Source organism: Dyadobacter sp. BE31, from assembly GCF_031457695.1.
In the GTDB taxonomy this organism is placed as follows: Bacteria; Bacteroidota; Bacteroidia; order Cytophagales; family Spirosomataceae; genus Dyadobacter.
In genome coordinates this window covers 172,311-190,746 of the sequence record NZ_JAVDXA010000004.1, presented here as the reverse complement: position 1 = coordinate 190,746, position 18,436 = coordinate 172,311, and the positions used below count along the sequence as shown (strand labels likewise).

General features: G+C 51.3%; 11 protein-coding genes. 7 read left to right on the top strand and 4 right to left on the bottom strand.

What is annotated here, in order from left to right:
• The first annotated feature begins 386 nt into the window (after window positions 1–386).
• The 6 genes from J2Y43_RS21495 (at window position 387) to J2Y43_RS21470 (ending at window position 11,810) form a co-directional block, all read left to right on the top strand.
• The gene (locus J2Y43_RS21495) at window positions 387–3,446 is read left to right on the top strand and encodes a TonB-dependent receptor (protein ID WP_309987647.1); all 3,060 of its coding nucleotides are present in this window, start codon (window positions 387–389) and stop codon (window positions 3,444–3,446) included.
• 26 nt (window positions 3,447–3,472) lie between these two features.
• Window positions 3,473–5,041, top strand: a complete 1,569-nt coding sequence (locus tag J2Y43_RS21490) for a RagB/SusD family nutrient uptake outer membrane protein (RefSeq protein WP_309987651.1) — start codon at window positions 3,473–3,475, stop codon at window positions 5,039–5,041.
• A 35-nt stretch (window positions 5,042–5,076) separates the two neighbouring features.
• Window positions 5,077–6,666 (top strand): arylsulfatase, encoded by a 1,590-nt coding sequence (locus tag J2Y43_RS21485; protein WP_309987655.1) that lies wholly within the window; start codon window positions 5,077–5,079, stop codon window positions 6,664–6,666.
• A 42-nt stretch (window positions 6,667–6,708) separates the two neighbouring features.
• A complete protein-coding gene (locus tag J2Y43_RS21480) occupies window positions 6,709–9,018 on the top strand; it encodes an arylsulfatase (protein WP_309987658.1) in 2,310 nt (769 codons plus the stop codon).
• Between the two features lie 186 nt (window positions 9,019–9,204).
• Window positions 9,205–11,028 (top strand): sulfatase-like hydrolase/transferase, encoded by a 1,824-nt coding sequence (locus J2Y43_RS21475; RefSeq protein WP_309987661.1) that lies wholly within the window; start codon window positions 9,205–9,207, stop codon window positions 11,026–11,028.
• A gap of 59 nt (window positions 11,029–11,087) precedes the next feature.
• Entirely contained in the window at window positions 11,088–11,810 is a 723-nt protein-coding gene (locus tag J2Y43_RS21470) for a thioredoxin domain-containing protein (protein WP_309987664.1), read from the top strand.
• Between the two features lie 66 nt (window positions 11,811–11,876).
• Here J2Y43_RS21470 and J2Y43_RS21465 read toward each other — a convergent pair whose 3' ends face one another.
• From J2Y43_RS21465 to J2Y43_RS21450, 4 genes are all read right to left on the bottom strand, one after another.
• Window positions 11,877–12,077, bottom strand: coding sequence for a hypothetical protein (locus J2Y43_RS21465; RefSeq protein WP_309987666.1), 201 nt, complete (start codon window positions 12,075–12,077; stop codon window positions 11,877–11,879).
• 26 nt (window positions 12,078–12,103) lie between these two features.
• Entirely contained in the window at window positions 12,104–12,595 is a 492-nt protein-coding gene (locus J2Y43_RS21460; protein WP_309987671.1) for a DUF6934 family protein, read from the bottom strand.
• A gap of 138 nt (window positions 12,596–12,733) precedes the next feature.
• Window positions 12,734–14,359 (bottom strand): NADP-dependent glyceraldehyde-3-phosphate dehydrogenase, encoded by a 1,626-nt coding sequence (locus tag J2Y43_RS21455; protein WP_309987674.1) that lies wholly within the window; start codon window positions 14,357–14,359, stop codon window positions 12,734–12,736.
• Window positions 14,360–14,470: 111 nt separating this feature from the next.
• A complete protein-coding gene (locus J2Y43_RS21450) occupies window positions 14,471–15,799 on the bottom strand; it encodes an MATE family efflux transporter (RefSeq protein WP_309987677.1) in 1,329 nt (442 codons plus the stop codon).
• 164 nt (window positions 15,800–15,963) lie between these two features.
• On the opposite strand from J2Y43_RS21450, the gene J2Y43_RS21445 reads away from it, so the two are divergent.
• Window positions 15,964–18,429, top strand: a complete 2,466-nt coding sequence (locus J2Y43_RS21445; protein WP_309987680.1) for an outer membrane beta-barrel family protein — start codon at window positions 15,964–15,966, stop codon at window positions 18,427–18,429.
• Window positions 18,430–18,436 lie beyond the last annotated feature (7 nt).

The window sequence follows — 18,436 nt, the reverse complement described above, 5'->3', positions numbered from 1 at the left end:
TATCATATTTATAGACTATATAAAATGACTTTGCCTGATTAACCACCAGTCCGGCAAAACATTTGTTCAAACTTCGTATCGTACCTATGAAAGCGAAAGATGTACTTCTTATCCAATCTTCGGAGCTATCCGTGCCGGGAAGGCCGGCTTTCGAGAGGATGGTGGTTTCTAATTGTCCCCGTTTCACAGCTCCGTGCTGTCCATGTTGTTGACTCCCTGACGATTTTCTGAATATTCAGTGATCCGCTGATCCGCATATGAGGCATATGCAGATCATGAACTTCCCGTGTATCCGTACCATTCAGGCATGGCTTGCTTGTGGCTGCGTATATGCATGAAGGTAAGCCCTCTTGTGCCTCGAGTATCCATTTTATTCACCACAAATAATGATCAAACATCTATTCCGCCTGTTCTTGTTGACGGGCTTGGTATTCACAGGTTTTTACCGTGCCGCGGCGCAGGACGCCATTACGGGCGTGGTAAAAGACGAGTCGGGGCAGGGATTGCCCGGCGCGACGGTGGTCGAGAAGGGTTCCGCCAAATATGCCTTGACGGATATCGACGGGAAGTTCAGTATCCCGCCGGCCAAAGAGTTTCCGTTTACATTGCAAATCAGCATTACGGGTTTCCAGCAACAGGAAATCGAGATTTATGAACAGCCTTCCGAGGCCGTGGAAATCGTTTTGAAAACCGCTAACCTGCTCGACGAAGTCGTGGTGGTAGGATACGGTGAGCAGAAACGGAAGGATATTACGGGATCGGTAGCCTCTGTTCCGATCGAGATCAAAAGCCAGCCTGTCGCTTCTGTCGAACGTCTTTTGCAGGGTTCTGTCGCGGGAGCGGTGGTCACGCAGACTTCCGGGCAGCCGGGAGGGGGCGTGAGCGTGCAGATACGCGGGAACAACTCCATCACAGCCGGTAGCGATCCGTTGTACGTAATCGACGGTTTCCCGATCAATAACGACTACGGCCTTACCGACGCCGGCGTAACCGACGGTTCGAAAATCAACCCGCTTTCTTCCATTAATACGGCCGATATCGAGAATATCGACGTTTTAAAAGATGCCTCTGCGACAGCTATTTATGGCTCGCGCGGTGCGAACGGTGTGGTTATTATCACCACCAAGAGCGGCGCGAAGAATAAATCATCCGTTAACTACGATGCCTATTACGGCTCGCAGAAAGTACTCCGCACAATTCCCTTGCTGAATGCGGCGCAATGGTGGCAGCTCAGAAAAGACGCAGCTGCGAACTCCGGCAAAACCGCTTCCATTCCAACCATTTCAGGCTATTCGCTGGATACAACCGGCGCAGGTACCGACTGGCAGGATGCCGCATTCCGCAGCGCTTCCATCCAGAGCCACAACCTTTCCATTCTTTCGGGATCGGATAAAACGAAGCTTGCGATTTCGGGTAACTATTTCAAACAGAATGGTATCCTGCAAAACACTGATTTCCGTCGTTTCTCGGCACGCATTAACCTGGACCACCAGTACAGCGACCGTCTTCGCATTTTTACCAGCCTGAATGCGAGCAATACCAAAGCCAATGTGGCACCGACTGCCATTGTTGGTAACCTGCTGCAAACGCCTCCCTCGTTGCCAATTTATCAGGATAATGGCACTTTTGTCGTGAACAGCCCATTTGAATCTGCATTACAGAACCCCATCAACTCGCTCTACAATCAGCTGAACGAAACCATTACCAACCGTTTCCTGGGTAATGTTTCGGCCGAATATACGATTGCAGACGGTTTGAAGGCCAAAGTGCTCGTAGGCGCCGATATCGTAGGCAACAAGCAGAACCGCTATTTGCCAAGCACCACCGCCGAAGGTCAGGCGCTAAGCGGCGATGCTATCGTAGGTTCGATTTTTACAAGCAACTGGTTGAATGAGAACACGATCAGCTACGATAAAGAATTTAACGAAAAGAACAAGATCAACGCGGTAGCTGGTTTTACGGCGCAGGTATCGGAAAGTAAAGGCGCTATTGCCGAAGCAGCCGGTTTCGCCACAGATGCATTTGAATACAACAACCTGGCAACGGGTATCACCAGCGTCGCCCCGCGTTCATTGGCCAACAAATGGTCGCTGGCTTCGTACCTCGGTCGTGTCAACTACATTTTCGACGAGCGTTACCTGTTTACGGTAACATTCCGCGCGGATGGCTCTTCCAAATTCGGTAGCGGCAACAAATGGGGCTATTTTCCGTCGGCGGCGATCGGCTGGAACGTGAACGAGGAGAAATTCTTCCAGCGTTTCAAAAAGATAAGCTTGCTGAAACTGCGTTTGAGCGCCGGACAGACTGGTAACCAGAATATCCCTGCCTACCAATCGCTTTCGCAGCTGGCTTACTTCCGCTACAACTTCTCTAATACCACCGTTTCAGGTTTCGCGCCGAATACCGTGCCTAATCCTAACCTCGGTTGGGAAAAGACATTCCAGACGGACTTCGGTATTGACCTTGGGTTGTTCAAAAACCGCATTAACATTATCGCGGATTACTATTACAAGAAAACCACTGATCTGCTCCTGACCCGCACGGTGCCAGGCACGTCAGGTCTGTCGGATTTCTACAATGGCCAGGCTTCGGTAGTTTACCAGAACATCGGCGCGGTTTCTAACCAGGGTGTGGAATTGTATATCAATTCAAGAAACACGGAAGGCGCATTCAAATGGAACACGATTTTCATTGTTTCTAAAAACACCAACAAAATCCTGGGCCTCGGCGACGGTGTAGACCAGATCATTCCCGTGATTTCCAACCCGTCTATTGCCAAGGTGGGCTATCCGCTCGGATCGTTCATCGTGTACAAAACCGACGGAATTATTCAGGAAGGTGACGCGCCATTGACCCCTCAGCAAAACAAAAACCCGGGTGGGCAGAAGTACAAGGATATCAATGGCGATGGCGTCATTACGCAGGCAGGCGATCGTGTAGTGATCAAAAACCAACCTGCGTTGACGGGTGGTATTACCAACACATTCAATTACAAAGGTTTCGATTTGACGATTTTCTTCCAGGCGTCGCTGGGCGGCAAGTTGTACAATGCCAACCGCGCAAACCTCGAATTGGGAACGGGCTACGTAAACGGCTCGACCGTGCTGCTCGACCGCTGGACGCCTACCAACACCAATACCGACGTGAAAGCGGCTTATCAAGATCCAGCCATCACCATTTCCGACCGGTTTATCGAGGATGCGACCTACTACCGTTTGAAAAACCTCTCGTTCGGCTACACCTTCCCGAAAGAGTTGCTTTCCAAACTGCGTATCGAGAACCTGCGTGTGTATGTGTCCGCACAGAACCCGAAAACCTGGACGAAATATACCGGCTTCGATCCCGAAGTGAGCTTGAACGGCCAATCGCTGATCAACAAAGGCGTAGACCAGGGTGTGTATCCTAACAACAAATCTTACCAGGTGGGTCTGTCCCTCACATTCTGATAACCACCATTCCAAAATTGATTGAAATGAAAGCATTTAAATATATTCTGTTGGGCTTCACGGCATTCGCTTCGCTATCGTGCGAAGAATTCCTGAAAGAGGAGCCCGAGGCATTTTTGTCGGAAGACCAATACTACAAAACGCAGGCCGACGCGGTGAATGCCGTGAATGCGGTGTATTTCTTCCTGAATTCCGGCGGTTCGTCCGTACAGACGCCTTATAATACACTTTTTAATACGGGCATGAACATGGCCGGTGACGACGAGGATCCGGGACCGGGTGCAACCAACCCCGACGTGCGTTCGCTGTCGGTACTGGCGCATTCGTCGACCAACCTGCGTATTTACGAGCTCTGGCAGCAGCATTACGCGGCGATCAAGAAGGCGAATGTGGTTTTGGAGAAAGTACCCGCCATTCAGTTTGACGAGGCATTGAAAACACGTTTGCTGGGCGAGACCAAGTTCCTGCGTGCATTGTATTATTTCAACCTCGTGCGCCTGTACGGCGACGTCCCGCTGATCCTCGAATACCAGAAATACGTGAATGCCGCCGACTACGCAATCGCGAAATCTCCTTCTGCCGACGTTTACGCGCAGATCGAGAAAGACCTTACCGAAGCGGCATCGGTGCTCCCTGCCACTTATGCATCGCCTAACGTAGGACGCGCGACGGCGGGAGCGGCCAAAGCATTGCTGGCGAAGGTGTACCTCACACAGGCTTCCCTGCCGTTGAAAGTGAGCGCGAAATACCAGAGCGCAGTGAACAAGGCTGAGGAAGCATTGTCGGCCGCTGATGGCGGAACGGGTAATTATGGTTATGACCTGGTTGCGAATTATGCCGAAGTTTTCTTGCCCGCATTCAAGAACAACAAGGAGCACATTTTCTCGGCGCAATTCAAATCCAATTCATTGGCGCAGGGTAATAACGAGTGGCCGCGTTCGATCCTGTCGGGTGTGCCGGGCCTGAACGGTAACTACGCCCACATGGTGCGGTATTACACGCAGGGCAACGACAAGTTTTTCAGCATTTATAAGTTGTTCAAACCAGGCGACAAGCGCCGCGATGTGACGTTCGTGAGAAGCTTTACCAGTCCTTCAAACGGCCGTAAATACGGGCTTCCGATTGCCAATGCGGCGGTACCGAACGATTCGACGCCATTCTGGAACAAATGGGCCGATCCTGCTTCGACGGCGGTTACCAACCAGTCGGCGGCCAACGTACCCATTATCCGCTATGCCGAATTGCTGCTGATTCACGCCGAGGCCGAAAACGAGGCGAACGGTCCGACAACCAAAGCGTACAAATCGCTGAATAAAGTCCGCAAGCGCGCCGGATTGGCCGATCTGACGACCGGCCTCACCAAAGACCAGTTCCGCGACTCGGTGTACCTCGATCGTCGTTTGGAGCTCACTTACGAATACCAGCGCTGGTTTGACCTGATCCGTCAGCGCGACGCGAACTACAACAGCACATTTGTGGCTAACCAGCAGAAAGTGGGCAAAACCAACGCAGCTCCGAAGCACGTCTTTTTCCCGATCCCGCAATCGGAAATCGACAACAACGCACTGTTGAAACAAAATCCGCTTTGGGAGTAGCGCCAGGTTTGTAATCTGTTGGACTTGAATATTGAATGAATAAAAATACTTCCTTTTGGATTCGTCTGGTCTGGGCATTGGCCGTCATTTCGCCGATGCCCGGATTGGCGCAGAAGCAGTCCGGGAAACCCAACATTGTGCTGATACTGGCCGATGATATGGGTTTCTCGGACCTGGGAAGCTTTGGCTCCGAAATTAATACCCCTAACCTGGATAAGCTCGCACAGGAAGGCTTGCGCATTACGCAATTTTATAACAGTGGTCGGTGCTGCCCCTCGCGTGCGGCCCTGCTCACGGGCCTGTACCCGCATCAGGCGGGCGTGGGCGACATGGTGCAGGACAAAGGCACGCCAGCGTACCAGGGATATTTGCGTAAAAACAGCGCTACCATTGCCCAGCTGCTCAAAACGGCGGGCTATAACACCATTGCTTCGGGGAAATGGCACGTGGGGCTGGTACCGTCGGCCTGGGCAGTGAACCGCGGGTTCGATCAGTCGTTTACAATGCAAAACAATGGCAGCAGCTATTTCAACTCCGAGCCGCTTTACAATGACGGACGGACGGTTACCTTTCAATTAAACGGCCGCGAAATACAGCGGTACGACACTTCACGCTATCTCACACAAGCCATTACAGACTTCGCGGTCGAGGCGATTGACCGCGTAAAGGATCAGCAAAATCCATTTTTTTTATACCTGGCCTACAATGCGCCGCATTGGCCGATCCAGGCTTTGCCGGAGGACATTGCCCGCTATAAAGGCAAATACCTGCTGGGTTGGGATGCATTACGCGAGGCCCGCTACCGGAAGCTGGTTTCTTTGGGTATTATTCAAAAAGAATGGAAACTATCGCCTCGGTACGAGAAGGCACCCGGATGGAATACATTATCCGCTGCCGAAAAAGATAAATGGGATACCCGCATGGCCATTTATGCCGCGATGATCGACCGGATGGACCAATGCATCGGGCAGCTTCTCGACAAAGTGAAAGCCATCGGCCGGGAACGGAATACTCTCGTGATTTTCCTGTCCGACAATGGCGGCAGCGGCGATACTGTCCGGGAATGGAATTATGTAACCCAAAAAACCGGGGAGCCCGGCTCGGTGCATTCGATCGACAGCTACGACCCGCCCTGGGGCAATGCGAGCAATACGCCGTTCAGACTTTTCAAAAAGAATACGCACGAAGGCGGTATTGCTTCGCCATTCATCGCCTGGTTTCCGGGAAAAATAAGGAGCAATGCATTGAGCACGCAGGTGAGCCACATTACCGATGTAATGCCCACGCTGCTTGAATTGGCGGGTATCCGGTATCCCGAAACACTGGCGAATGAAAAACTCACTCCGCTCGTGGGCAACTCTCTGACGCCATTATTTCAACAACCTCAGGCCACGCAGGCGAAAACCATTTTCTGGGAGCACGAAGGCAGCCGGGCCATTCGCAAGGCCGACTGGAAACTCGTAGCGGAAATAAACCAGCCGTGGGAATTGTACGATCTCAAAACCGACCGGAGTGAAACCGTCAACCTCGCCGGCCGCTATCCTCAGAAAGTGAAGGAGTTGGAAAAGGAATACCTCGAATGGGCCGCGAAAGTGGGAGTAGTGGATTGGAATACGATCAAATAGGAGTTGGATATGGATTTAAAATACATTCAAAAACAGTTTGTGATGAAAAAAATATATCGTCCGTGGAGTCAATTATCGCTCGGTGCGCTGGCTGTGCTGGCTGCGAGCGGTGTACAGGCACAATATGCCCCGACGCCCGCTTACCAGGGTAAAATCGGTAAGACAGTAGCCGAAACGCAGCAGTCGTGGCCGGAGAAGAAGAAGGCCGCAAAAGGTTCGCCTAATGTGGTTTGGATTTTGCTGGACGACATCGGTTATGGTGCCATCAGTACTTTCGGCGGTTTGATTAATACACCAACGCTGGACAGCCTGGCTAACAATGGTTTGCGGTATACCAATTTCCACACGACTGCCATTTGCGCACCCACGCGTGCGTCTCTGCTCACGGGCCGTAACCAGCATTCGGCGCACATGGGGCTTTTTCCCGAAACTGCCATTGGCACACCGGGTTACGACGCGCTCATCCCGTTTGAGAAAGGTACCATTGCCGAAATCCTGAAAGACAATGGCTACAACACATTTGCATTGGGAAAATGGCACATTACCCCGCTGGCTGATCTCACGCCGGCCGGGCCGTTCAACCGCTGGCCTACCGGGCGCGGCTTTGAGCAGTTCTACGGATTTCCATCGCGCGGCAGTATCGACCAGTGGCACCCTGAGCTTTGGGAAGGCACGCACCGTGAGGCAGACCGGCAGGATGGTAAGCATTTCAACGAGTTGATCGCGGATCGGGCCATTAGTTACCTCGCCAGCCAGAAGTCGGGGAATCCGGACAAACCGTTTTTCCTGTATGTAGCAACCGGTGCGGGCCACGCGCCGCATCAGGTGGCCAGGCAATGGTCGGATAAATACAAAGGCAAGTTCGATGCGGGTTGGGACGCTTACCGCGAGCAGGTGTTGGCGAATCAGATCAGGCTCGGTGTGGTTCCAAAAACCGCCAAGGTACCGCCGCGTAACCCTGGTGTAAAAGATTGGAATTCACTTGGCGCCGAGGAGAAGAAACTCTATGCAAGGTTTATGGAAACCTATGCAGGCTTTTTGGAATACACTGACTATGAAATTGGTCGGGTGATTAACCATATCCGCGAAGCGGGCGAGCTGGATAACACCATCGTGATCGTGTCGGTAGGTGACAATGGCGCGAGCAAAGAAGGGACATTTGTAGGTACCGTCAACAACTTCGGTACCGGCATTACGGAAGAGGAGCGGTTGAAAAAGAATATTGAGCAGATCGATCTGATCGGTACCGAGTTTTCGAAGGTTAACTATCCGCTGGGCTGGGCTGCTGCCACCAATGTACCGTTCCGTCACTGGAAACAGGATGCCAATTCGGAAGGCGGCACGCACAACCCGCTCATCGTTTTTTATCCCAAAGGCATCAAGGAAAAAGGAGGTATTCGCAACCAGTACGGCCACGTTTCGGATATTTTACCTACTACATTGGAACTGCTGAATATCAAGGCGCCTGTGGTACTGAACGGCATCAAGCAAGATCCGATAGAAGGTACAAGCCTGGCGTACAGCCTCAACGATGCGGGTGCGAAAAGCCGTCACACGGTTCAATACTACGAAATCCGCGGCTCGCGCTCTATTTATAAGGATGGCTGGAAAGCCGGGTCCCTGCACGTAAAAGGTCAGGATTTTGAAAAAGACCAATGGGAGCTCTATAACCTCAACGACGATTTCAATGAAACGAACGACCTGGCCGCTTCCAATCCGGCGAAGTTGAAGGAGCTGAAAGCACTGTTTGATAGTGAGGCTTTGAAATACAATGTATACCCGTTGAAGGATGGTACCGAGCCATTTACATTACCTACTGCGTATAATAATGTAGACAAGGTAGCGCTTTACCCGGGACAGTCGACGATCATAGATGTGGCGAGCCCGTTCGCACTAAAACGTTCGTTCTCGATCGTGGCTGATGCGGTATTGTCGGGCGTGGCAACGGAGGGTGTGCTGCTGTCGAGGGGCGGCGCGGCAGGCGGATTGAGCTTTTTTATTCAAAATCAGAAATTGCAGTTTGCTTACGCCGTGGGTGATGGCAACAAATATGTGGTAAGCTCATCGAATGCAACATTGCCCGCCGGCAAAGTAGAATTGAAAGCCAGCGTCCAGTACGATCAGAACGGCGGTGGGGTGGTGACTTTGTATGTCAATAATGCAAAGGTAGGAGAGGGAGTACTCGCTAAAACTTCGGATGCATTGTACCTGCACGAGGGTGTGAACGTAGGTTTCGACGACCTCACACCGGTAGGGGATACTTACAAAGTGCCTTTTGCATTCACAGGCAAAATCAGTAAGGTCACCATCGACCTCGCACCGACGCAGCAGGCGGTTTTGGGCGCGAAATGAGGGTTTTGATTTGTTGTTACATGCCTTACGGCATTTGCGAGGTGGCGTGTAACAATTCCATACTACCAATATTACATGCCTGACGGCATTTGATATGACTAAGTCGCGTAGCGACGTAACATTGTTAGAAAAAAGGACAATGCCAATGTTTTCGAAAAATCGCGTAGCGATGTAACAACAATGCAAATGCACAAACTGACCCGCAAAATCCTTCTGGCGATACTAATCATCGCATTACGTCCGGCCTTGGCGCAGGACCGGCCTAACATCCTCTGGATCGTGAGCGAGGACAACACCATTCTGCTAGGCAGCTACGGTGATAAGTTCGCCACGACGCCCAACCTGGACCAATTCGCAACGGAGAGCATTCGTTACAAAAATGCTTTCTCGACGGCTCCCGTGTGTGCGCCCTCGCGTAACACGCTCATTACCGGCATGTACCCGCCCTCGCTCGGGACTGAGCATATGCGGAGTACGTATCCGTCGCCCGCGTTCGTGAAGTTTTTCCCGAAATACTTGCGCGAGGCCGGTTATTATACGACCAATAATGCCAAGAAGGATTACAACACGCCGGATCAGCTGGATGCCTGGGACGAATCGAGTAACAAGGCTACTTACAAAAACCGGAAGCCGGGGCAACCGTTTTTTGCCGTTTTTAACCTGAATGTTTCGCATGAGAGCTCGCTGCATGAGCCGCTGCCTGCATTGAAACACGATCCGGAAAAAGTGCCGTTGCCGCCTTACCACCCCGCAACGCCCGAGCTGAAACACGACTGGGCGCAGTATTACGATAAGTTGGAGGAAATGGACCGGCAGTTTGGCAAGTTGTTGCAGGAGTTAAAAGACGAAGGCCTGGCCGAGAATACCATTGTATTTTACTACGCCGATAACGGCGGTGTGCTGGCCCGCAGCAAGCGGTTTATGTACGAGTCGGGCTTGCATGTGCCGTTGATCGTCCATTTGCCGCCGAAGTATGCGCATCTGGCCACCCAGAAGCAGGGTAGCGTATCCGACAGACTGGTTACTTTCCTGGATTTTGCACCGACGGTACTCAGTCTGGTGGATATCAAAGTCCCTGATTATATGCAGGGAGGGGCGTTTTTGGGTAAGCAGCAGAAGCCGGAGCCGTCCTATGCATATGGTTTCAGGGGAAGGATGGATGAGCGGATCGATATGTCGCGGTCGGTGCGTGACAAGAAGTTTCGATACATCCGGAATTATTTGCCCAATAAAATCTACGGACAGTACCTGGAATATCTCTGGCGTGCGCCTTCCGTTAAATCCTGGGAGGACCTTTACAAAGCAGGTAAGCTGAATGCCGTGCAATCCAAGTTCTGGGAGCAAAAGCCTGCCGAGGAACTGTTTGACGTCGACGCCGACCCGCACAACATCCATAACCTTGCAGGTGATCCGAAATACCAGAAGGAGCTGACGAGGTTACGGAATGCCAATGAACAGTGGATTAAAAGCTACAAGGACGTCGGTTTTATTCCGGAAGCGATTATTTACGAGATAGCCAAAACGACGCCCCTGTATGATTATGCGCGAAGCGGCAAGTATGATCTGAACAAGATCGCAGCGATCGCTGACCAGGCTTCTTCACGGAATCCCGCTAATACGCAGGCGTTGATCAAGGCGCTGGTCGATGCTGACGCATCCGTACGCTACTGGGGCGCTACGGGTCTTACGGTGCTAAAAGCCGCATCAGGTAAAGTTGCATTGCAAAAAGCATTGAAAGATCCGGAAGTATCAGTGCGCATTGCCGCCGCGGAGGCGCTTTACGTAACGGGCACGGATAAACCGGGGGCCATCGCCGCATTAACCGACGCGTTGAAAAGCGATAATCCTTATGCCCGTTTGCAAGCCCTGAATGTCCTGGACCTGACCGGAAAGGATGCTGCACCTGCCCTTCCCGAGACGGAGAAGATTTCGGAACAGAAGGCGGAAATGTTCGATTATGACATCCGTGCGGCGAAGGTGCTGCTCCAAAACTACAAAAGCTCAAAATAAAAAGTCGATAGCCGAGGCCAACCACCGAAAGCAGTAAATCACTTTTAAACCCAATTTCAATGAAAACTTTCAGACCATTGTTCGCATTGGTATGGCTGCTTCTTGCCCATACCGCATTGCATGCGCAAACTGCGCCCAAGCGTGACCTCGTTTCATTCGAGGAATTTGAGGCAAGGCTTGCGAAAGCAGGCAAAAATGCCCAGATTCTCGACGCCCGCCTGCCCGAGGAATACGCGCAGAACCACCTCGAAGGCGCCACGAGTTTCAGCGTCGCCAACGAAGCCGATTTTTCGAAAGCCATCGCTAAGCTCGACAAAAACAAACCGACCTTCATTTACTCCATCGCTAATGGCCGTAGCGGCAAGCTCGCCGAAGACCTCCGAGATAATGGGTTCAGCGACGTTACCGAACTCCCGGGCGGACTGAGCAAATGGATAGGCTTGGGTAAACCGGTCGTATCCACGGTAGGCCCCGGCCTTTCGCTGAGCGACTACCAGGCATCCCTGAAATCCGACAAGCTTGTGCTCGTCGATTTCGGTTCGCGCTATTGCGGCTCCTGCAAAAAACTGGCTCCCATTGTGGATTCCATCAAACATGAGCAGGCCAGTTCCGTAAAAGTGATTAACATCGAGGCTTATGAAAACAAGGCGCTCACCAAAGAGTTGGGCGTAACCGCATTACCGACTTTGATTCTTTACCGGGGAAACCAGGTAGTTTGGAAAAAGAGCGGCGTTACGCCGAAAGGGGAGATTGAAAGGGTGTTGGCGGAGGCGAATTTGTGATGATATTACTGAGTTCGGCCACCTGTTTAGGATAGCAGGTGGCTGATTTATTTCGGGAAACTATATTTAGTCTTTTTTCTGAGCATAATGATCATCCCAGGGGAAAGGTGGTTTGAGCTTTGATAACATTTCGGCCGCTTCGCGGTTTCTTCGTTGAAGACCAGGAGAGTTTTTGATAGCGGCGATGATTCTTTCCTTGTCTTTAAGCAGTTCTTCCATCCAGGCTTCACTCTCCATTTCCTTGTGCTTTTCCATGTGCGTGTTCATTGGTTAATTTGATTAAAGTTAGATATTTATTTGATTTTGACCAATATCTGGTCGTATTGGTTGCCAACAACATATTTTTCAAAATTCCCTGCCTTGCCACCCCAGAAAGTGAACTCAACTGAAAGCTCTGCCCAATTCGAGTTGATTCCTCTCTGATAAAGTACATTGCGGTGATTCTTGCCATGCAAGACCGACTTTTGATCAATGTATCCCTGGAATGACAGAGCACAATCAGGGTGTTTCCTGAGAAATTCCATAGCAATTCTTGCGACTGTTGCTATGACCTTGGGCATATCGCCGTTGCCACTTCTAACCGAATCATCGAGAGTCCATTCCTCATCATCTCTGACAACATCGCCAAATCCGAGGTTAAATAATGGATTGAAATGTTTTTCTGGATGATAGGGTAACGGGCTAATCAGCACTGCTTTCAGAATTTTTCCGCGAATGCCCTCACTGACAAATGCGTAGATAAAATCTCCCTCAAGGTTAAGAAATGGATAAGTGTCTTTGTTCATGTCAATAGCGTGCGTAAACAAACCCAAAGCACACTACTACAAATCGTCTATCCTTAATTCAAGCGCAACTTATCCTCCGGCATAAAAAACGCCCATCCGGTTTACCGAATGGGCGAGTCGCGTAAAAAAAGCAAAAACTTAGAATATAAACTTCGTACTCAAAAAGTTAGAAGTATCCTCGTGCACGATTTCGTTGATCAACTGCTTGTTCGCGGCGTTCATTTTGAAAGCTACAAGGGAGCGGATCGAGAATGCGCGGATCGCGTCGGGGACGGACAGGGTACCTTCGGCGCTGTCTTTACGACCAGTGAAAGGGAACACATCCGGGCCACGCTGGCATTGGGTGTTGATGTTCACACGGCTCACCTGGTTCACCAGCGGGTCGATCAGCGAGGCTACTTCGTCGGCATTGTTGCTGAAAATACTTACTTGCTGTCCGTGGGTGGAATCGATGAGGAACTCGATGGTTTCTTCGAGGTCGTCGAATGGAACCACCGGCACGATCGGGCCGAACTGCTCTTCGTGGTACAGCTTCATTTTGCTGTTTACCGGGTAAACAACAGCCGGGTAGAAGAACGAGCCTTCCGATTTGCCGCCGTTTTCGTTAACCACTTTTGCACCGTGCGCTTCCGCGTCGGAAATGCAGTCGTTGAGGTATTCGATTTTATTGGTTTCGGGCAGCGGGGTGAGTGCGACGCCTTTTTCCCACGGCATACCGAATTTGAGCTCTCCAACTGCCGCGCTGAATTTTTCGAGGAATGTATCGGCTACGCTGCGGTGCACCCAGATGATTTTCAAAGCGGTACAACGCTGACCATTAAACGACAGCGACCCGGTGATGATTTCTTTCACGGCAAGGTCAAGGTCGGCCTCAGGCGTGACGATCGCAGCATTTTTCGCATCCAGACCCAATACTGCGCGCAGGCGGTTCACTTTCGGGTGCGATTTTTTCAATTCGTTGGCCACTTTGCTGGAACCGATCAAGGTCAGGACGTTGATCTTGCCGGATTGCATCAATCCCGGAACAATGGCATTACCACGGCCGTAAATCACGTTTACAACACCTTTCGGGAAACAATCGCGGAAAGCTTCCTGTAACGGGTAATGCAGCAGCGTACCGAATTTCGGCGGTTTGAAGAGCAGCGTATTACCCATGATCAGTGCGGGGATCAGGGTGGTAAATGTTTCGTTGAGCGGGTAGTTGAATGGCCCCATACAAAGCACCACGCCCAGCGGGGAGCGCCGTACCTGTGCTGCAATGCCGTCGACGATATCGAAACCGGACGAGTCGCGATCCAGGTTTTTGAGGGAGTCGATGGTGGCATATATGTATTCAACGGTGCGATCGAATTCTTTAACGGAATCAGCAAATGACTTACCGATTTCCCACATGATGAGCTTGACGATAATGTCTTTTTTCTCGATCATCCGGCCGGTAAACTGTTCTACGCAGTGGATGCGTTCGGCTACGCCCATCGTAGGCCATTCGCCGCGGCCGCTGTTGTAGGCGGTTACGGCTGCTTCCAATGCTTCCGATGCTTCGGTAGCGGTACACAACGGGTAGCTGCCGATCAGTTTGCGTTCGAGGCCATTGGCTGTTTGCACGGCAATCGGTGAGAAAACTTCATGGAAAGGACCGTCCCAGGCCTTCATTTCGCCATTGCAGAGGTACTCGCGCTGGTGAATCAGGGATGGCAGGCTGTACTCCGCAGGAATGTCCTTTTCTTCAACAAAGATGTTCCTTAACGTGGAATTGAAATCCATTGAATCAGATTTTTGTGGATAAGAATTGATTTAAAAAAAATGCGCACTTGGATATGACGAAGTTTCGCAATTATATCCTTATCAACAAGTCGGATTTTGACGAAGTTTTATCTAAACCTGATTTCTTCTTGTCATTTTGAAAAAGCGCGTCATCAGGAAAATCGATGCCATCGTCAGGCCGAGGATCAGCCCCAGCCACATGCCCGAAGCCCCCATCCCGAAATGGAATGCAAGCGTGTAGCCAACCGGGATACCAATCACCCAATAAGCAATCCCGATCAGGATAGTGGGTGTTTTTACATCCTTAATACCCCTCAGCAAACCGGCCCCGATGGCCTGGGTGGCGTCCGAAATCTGGAAAACGGCTGCGAAAAGGAGTAGTAATGCGGCTAGCATCGCCACCTCGGCGTTATCGTTGAATGCGAGCGGCAAATGGTTACGCAGCAAGCCGAACGTGATCGCACAGAATGTGCCGTAAATCAATGCGGTAACGAGTGTACTTTTTCCAATGACAAAAATCTTCGCCCAATCATTGCGCCCGAGCGCATTGCTTACGCGTATGGAGCCCGCCTGCGCGAGGCCCATCGATACCATAAATGTGAACGACGCGCTACTCAGAGCGATCTGGTGCGCAGCCTGTGCCACCGCACCCAGGGTTCCGATGATAATACCCGATACCGCAAATGCCCCCGCTTCCATACCGATCTGCAAGCTGCTCGGTACCCCGATATGCAGCAGCTCGCGCCAGGTTTGCCATTTGAAATACCATTGATTACGACCTACGGCAATGTATTTTTCAAAAGTTTTGTGTTTTAAAATCACAAATAACAAAGCAAGGAACATCATGCTGCGGGTAATGAGCGTCGCCCAGCCTGCGCCTTCGAGTTCCAGGCGCGGGAAGCCCCAGTTGCCGTAAATGAGCAGCCAGTTGAGCAGGATGTTGACAGGCATGCCGGCCAGGGAAAAGATCATCGCCGTGCGGGTGTGTTCCAGTCCGTCGGCAAACTGCTTCAAAGTCATGAAAAGCAGCATCGGGATAATGGAAAGGCCCATTAGGCGCATGAATGGAATGGCGAGCTCCACCACCTCGGGGTCCTGGCCGAGGTTATGCAGGTAATCTTTTCCAAAAAGCAATGTGATGGAAATAGCCAGGGCGGTGAGCGTGCAAAGGCAAAAACCATTGAACAGGTAATGCGAAACCTGCTGTGCGTCGCGGCGGCCGTTGGCGAGCGATACCATTTGCGAAACGGAGATCGTCATCCCGATCCCGATCACGAACGGAATGTTCATCGCATTAATGACCAGCGCGGCCGCGGCCAGTTGTTTGTAGCTGATGGCGCCGACCATGGCGCTGTCGATGAGGTGAAGTGCCATTTGAGCCAGTTCACCGATGATAATGGGGAATGCTAATTTTAAAGTTTGTGATGCTTCGTTCTTCATGGCTTTGTGTGGGTCTGCAAAAAGACTGCAAAGGTACAAAAATCCGACGGAGGCTCAGAATCTTCATTTTAATATATCATTACGGTAGAGTAAAACGGGAACGTAAACCGGTTTGTATGAGTAGCAATTTTTAAAAGCATTTGAGAAAATACTACAACAGAATAATGGCTATCAAAAGCAGTTTGAAGAAGGGATTTCGTCAGCGGAAGTCGCATGGTTTTGTGGGGTTAGCATTGATTCTCGGGATGTTGGGAATGACGCCCGTCCTGGCGCAGAATAGTGGGAAATTGAAGGTTACAGGCAAGATTGTCGACGGCGGGAGCAATGCGCCGCTGGGCTATGCGAGCATCCGGCTCTTCAAAACGACCGACAGTTCGTTCGTCTCCGGTGCGATCACCGACGAGACGGGAGGGTTCGTAGTGGATATCTCCGCAGGTACCTATTATGCATTGTCGGAATTCATCGGTTATAAACCCCATTACACTACTAATATAAAAGTGAGTGCAGCCAATTCTCCGCTGGACCTGGGCTCGATTAAAGTGGCGGCTTCGGCCCAAACGCTCGACGAGGTGACCGTCCAGGCCGAGAAGAGTTCGATGGAGTTATCGCTCGATAAAAAGATATTCAACGTAGGGAAAGACCTGGCGAATGCGGGTGGTACTGCGGTGGACATCCTGACAAACGTCCCGTCCGTGGCCGTGGATGTGGAGGGGAACGTCAGCCTGAGGGGGAGCGGTAATGTGCGTATTCTCATCGACGGCAAGCCTTCCGGGTTGGTGAGTATTAAAGGCGCGAGCGGACTGGCGCAGTTGCAGGGCAGCATGATTGAGCGTGTGGAGATCATCACCAATCCATCGGCGCGTTACGAAGCCGAAGGTATGGGTGGTGTGATCAATATTGTTTTGAAAAAAGAGCGGAAGGAGGGCATTAATGGCTCGTTCGACATTATCACGGGGCACCCTACCAATTTTGGTGGTGCCGCTAACGTCAATTACCGGCGGAAAAACCTCAATTTCTTTATTAACTACACCATGTCGTACCGGAATACGCCCGGTAAAAATTATGTGTACCAGGAGGTGTACCGCAACGATTCAACCTTCATCATGGAGCGCGATATGAAAAGCAATCTGAAAGGTATGGCCAACAGCGCGCGCGGCGGCATCGATTATTATTTCAATTCCAAAAACGTCCTCACGGGCGCATACACGTGGCGCACGAGCAAGGGTAAGCGGTTTTCGACACTCAATTACCGCGATTACGTGTCGAACCTCAACAATATGACGAGCTACACGCGCCGGACCCAGGATGAAACCGAAACGGAGCCGAACTCGGAGTACGCATTGACCTACAAGCGGACGTTCAACCGGAAAGGGCAGGAGTTTACAGCCGACGTACGCTACCTCGACAACTGGGAGGATTCGGACCAGTATTACCACGAGAATGTATACAAGCCGGATGGCAGTCCGTCGGGCATTCCGCCGTTATTGCAGCGCGCCGTGAACTATGAAACGGAGAAGCAACTGCTTTTTCAGGCCGATTACGTGCATCCTTTTGGGAAAGATGGGAAGATCGAAGCAGGGGGAAGGAGCAGCTCACGGGACATGACCAACGATTACACCGTGACGCAGCAGACCAGCGACGGTGGCTGGGTTACATTGCCCGGGCTTACCAATGATTTTCTTTATGAAGAGAATATCAATGCGTTGTATGGTATGGTCGGCAATAAAACCGGCAAGTTTTCCTACCAGGGAGGTGTGCGTGCCGAGTGGACGGGCGTTACCACCACATTGAGGACGACCAACGAGGTAAATGCCCGTAAATATGCGAACCTCTTCCCGAGCGTGCACGTCACCTATGATTTTGCCAAACAGAATGCATTCCAGCTGAGTTATAGCCGCCGCGTCCGCAGGCCGCAATACAACGACCTCACACCGTTTGCGACTTACAGCGATAACCGCAATTATTGGAGCGGTAACCCCGACCTGAACCCGGAGTTTACCAATGCATTCGAATTCGGCCATATCAAATACCTGAATAAGGGCTCGCTGACGTCATCGATCTATTACCGCCACACCAACGGCAAGATCATCAGTATCCGCACTGTGCAGGATGATGGAAGCTCCTATACCCGACCCGAGAACCTCGGAACGGAAGATGCATACGGGGCTGAATTTGCCGGGTCATTTAATCCATACCCATGGTGGAAACTTGACGGAAGCGCGAACTTCTTCCGCGCGATCACCGACGGAACCGGGGTAGATGAGGACTTTAAAAGCGATACTTACAGCTGGTTTATCCGCACAATGTCGCGTTTTACGCTTTGGAAAAATACGGATGTGCAGCTGAGAGGAAACTATGAAGCGCCGCAACAGACCCCGCAAGGCCGCAGAAAAGCATTGGCAACGCTCGACCTGGCTGCAACAAGGGATATCCTGAGAGGGAATGGCACGCTGACGCTGACAGTGGTCGACGTTTTCAATTCGAGGAAATACAGGTCGATCACCGAAGGGGGCAACTTCTATGCCCGCAACACTTCACAAGGGCGCTTGCGGCAGATTAACCTTACCTTAAATTATCGTTTGCATCAGGCGAAGAAGAAGCCGAAAGAGAGTCTGGAAGGGGAGTTTTAATGTAAAT

What these genes read in the sequence shown, in the direction of transcription:
- J2Y43_RS21495 (WP_309987647.1), top strand. Translation starts at nt 387, where the DNA reads ATGATCAAACATCTATTCCGCCTGTTCTTGTTGACGGGCTTGGTATTC.
- J2Y43_RS21460 (WP_309987671.1), bottom strand. Translation starts at nt 12,595, where the DNA reads ATGAACAAAGACACTTATCCATTTCTTAACCTTGAGGGAGATTTTATC.
- J2Y43_RS21465 (WP_309987666.1), bottom strand. Translation starts at nt 12,077, where the DNA reads ATGAACACGCACATGGAAAAGCACAAGGAAATGGAGAGTGAAGCCTGG.
- J2Y43_RS21480 (WP_309987658.1), top strand. Translation starts at nt 6,709, where the DNA reads ATGAAAAAAATATATCGTCCGTGGAGTCAATTATCGCTCGGTGCGCTG.
- J2Y43_RS21450 (WP_309987677.1), bottom strand. Translation starts at nt 15,799, where the DNA reads ATGAAGAACGAAGCATCACAAACTTTAAAATTAGCATTCCCCATTATC.
- J2Y43_RS21445 (WP_309987680.1), top strand. Translation starts at nt 15,964, where the DNA reads ATGGCTATCAAAAGCAGTTTGAAGAAGGGATTTCGTCAGCGGAAGTCG.
- J2Y43_RS21485 (WP_309987655.1), top strand. Translation starts at nt 5,077, where the DNA reads ATGAATAAAAATACTTCCTTTTGGATTCGTCTGGTCTGGGCATTGGCC.
- J2Y43_RS21490 (WP_309987651.1), top strand. Translation starts at nt 3,473, where the DNA reads ATGAAAGCATTTAAATATATTCTGTTGGGCTTCACGGCATTCGCTTCG.
- J2Y43_RS21455 (WP_309987674.1), bottom strand. Translation starts at nt 14,359, where the DNA reads ATGGATTTCAATTCCACGTTAAGGAACATCTTTGTTGAAGAAAAGGAC.
- J2Y43_RS21475 (WP_309987661.1), top strand. Translation starts at nt 9,205, where the DNA reads ATGCACAAACTGACCCGCAAAATCCTTCTGGCGATACTAATCATCGCA.
- J2Y43_RS21470 (WP_309987664.1), top strand. Translation starts at nt 11,088, where the DNA reads ATGAAAACTTTCAGACCATTGTTCGCATTGGTATGGCTGCTTCTTGCC.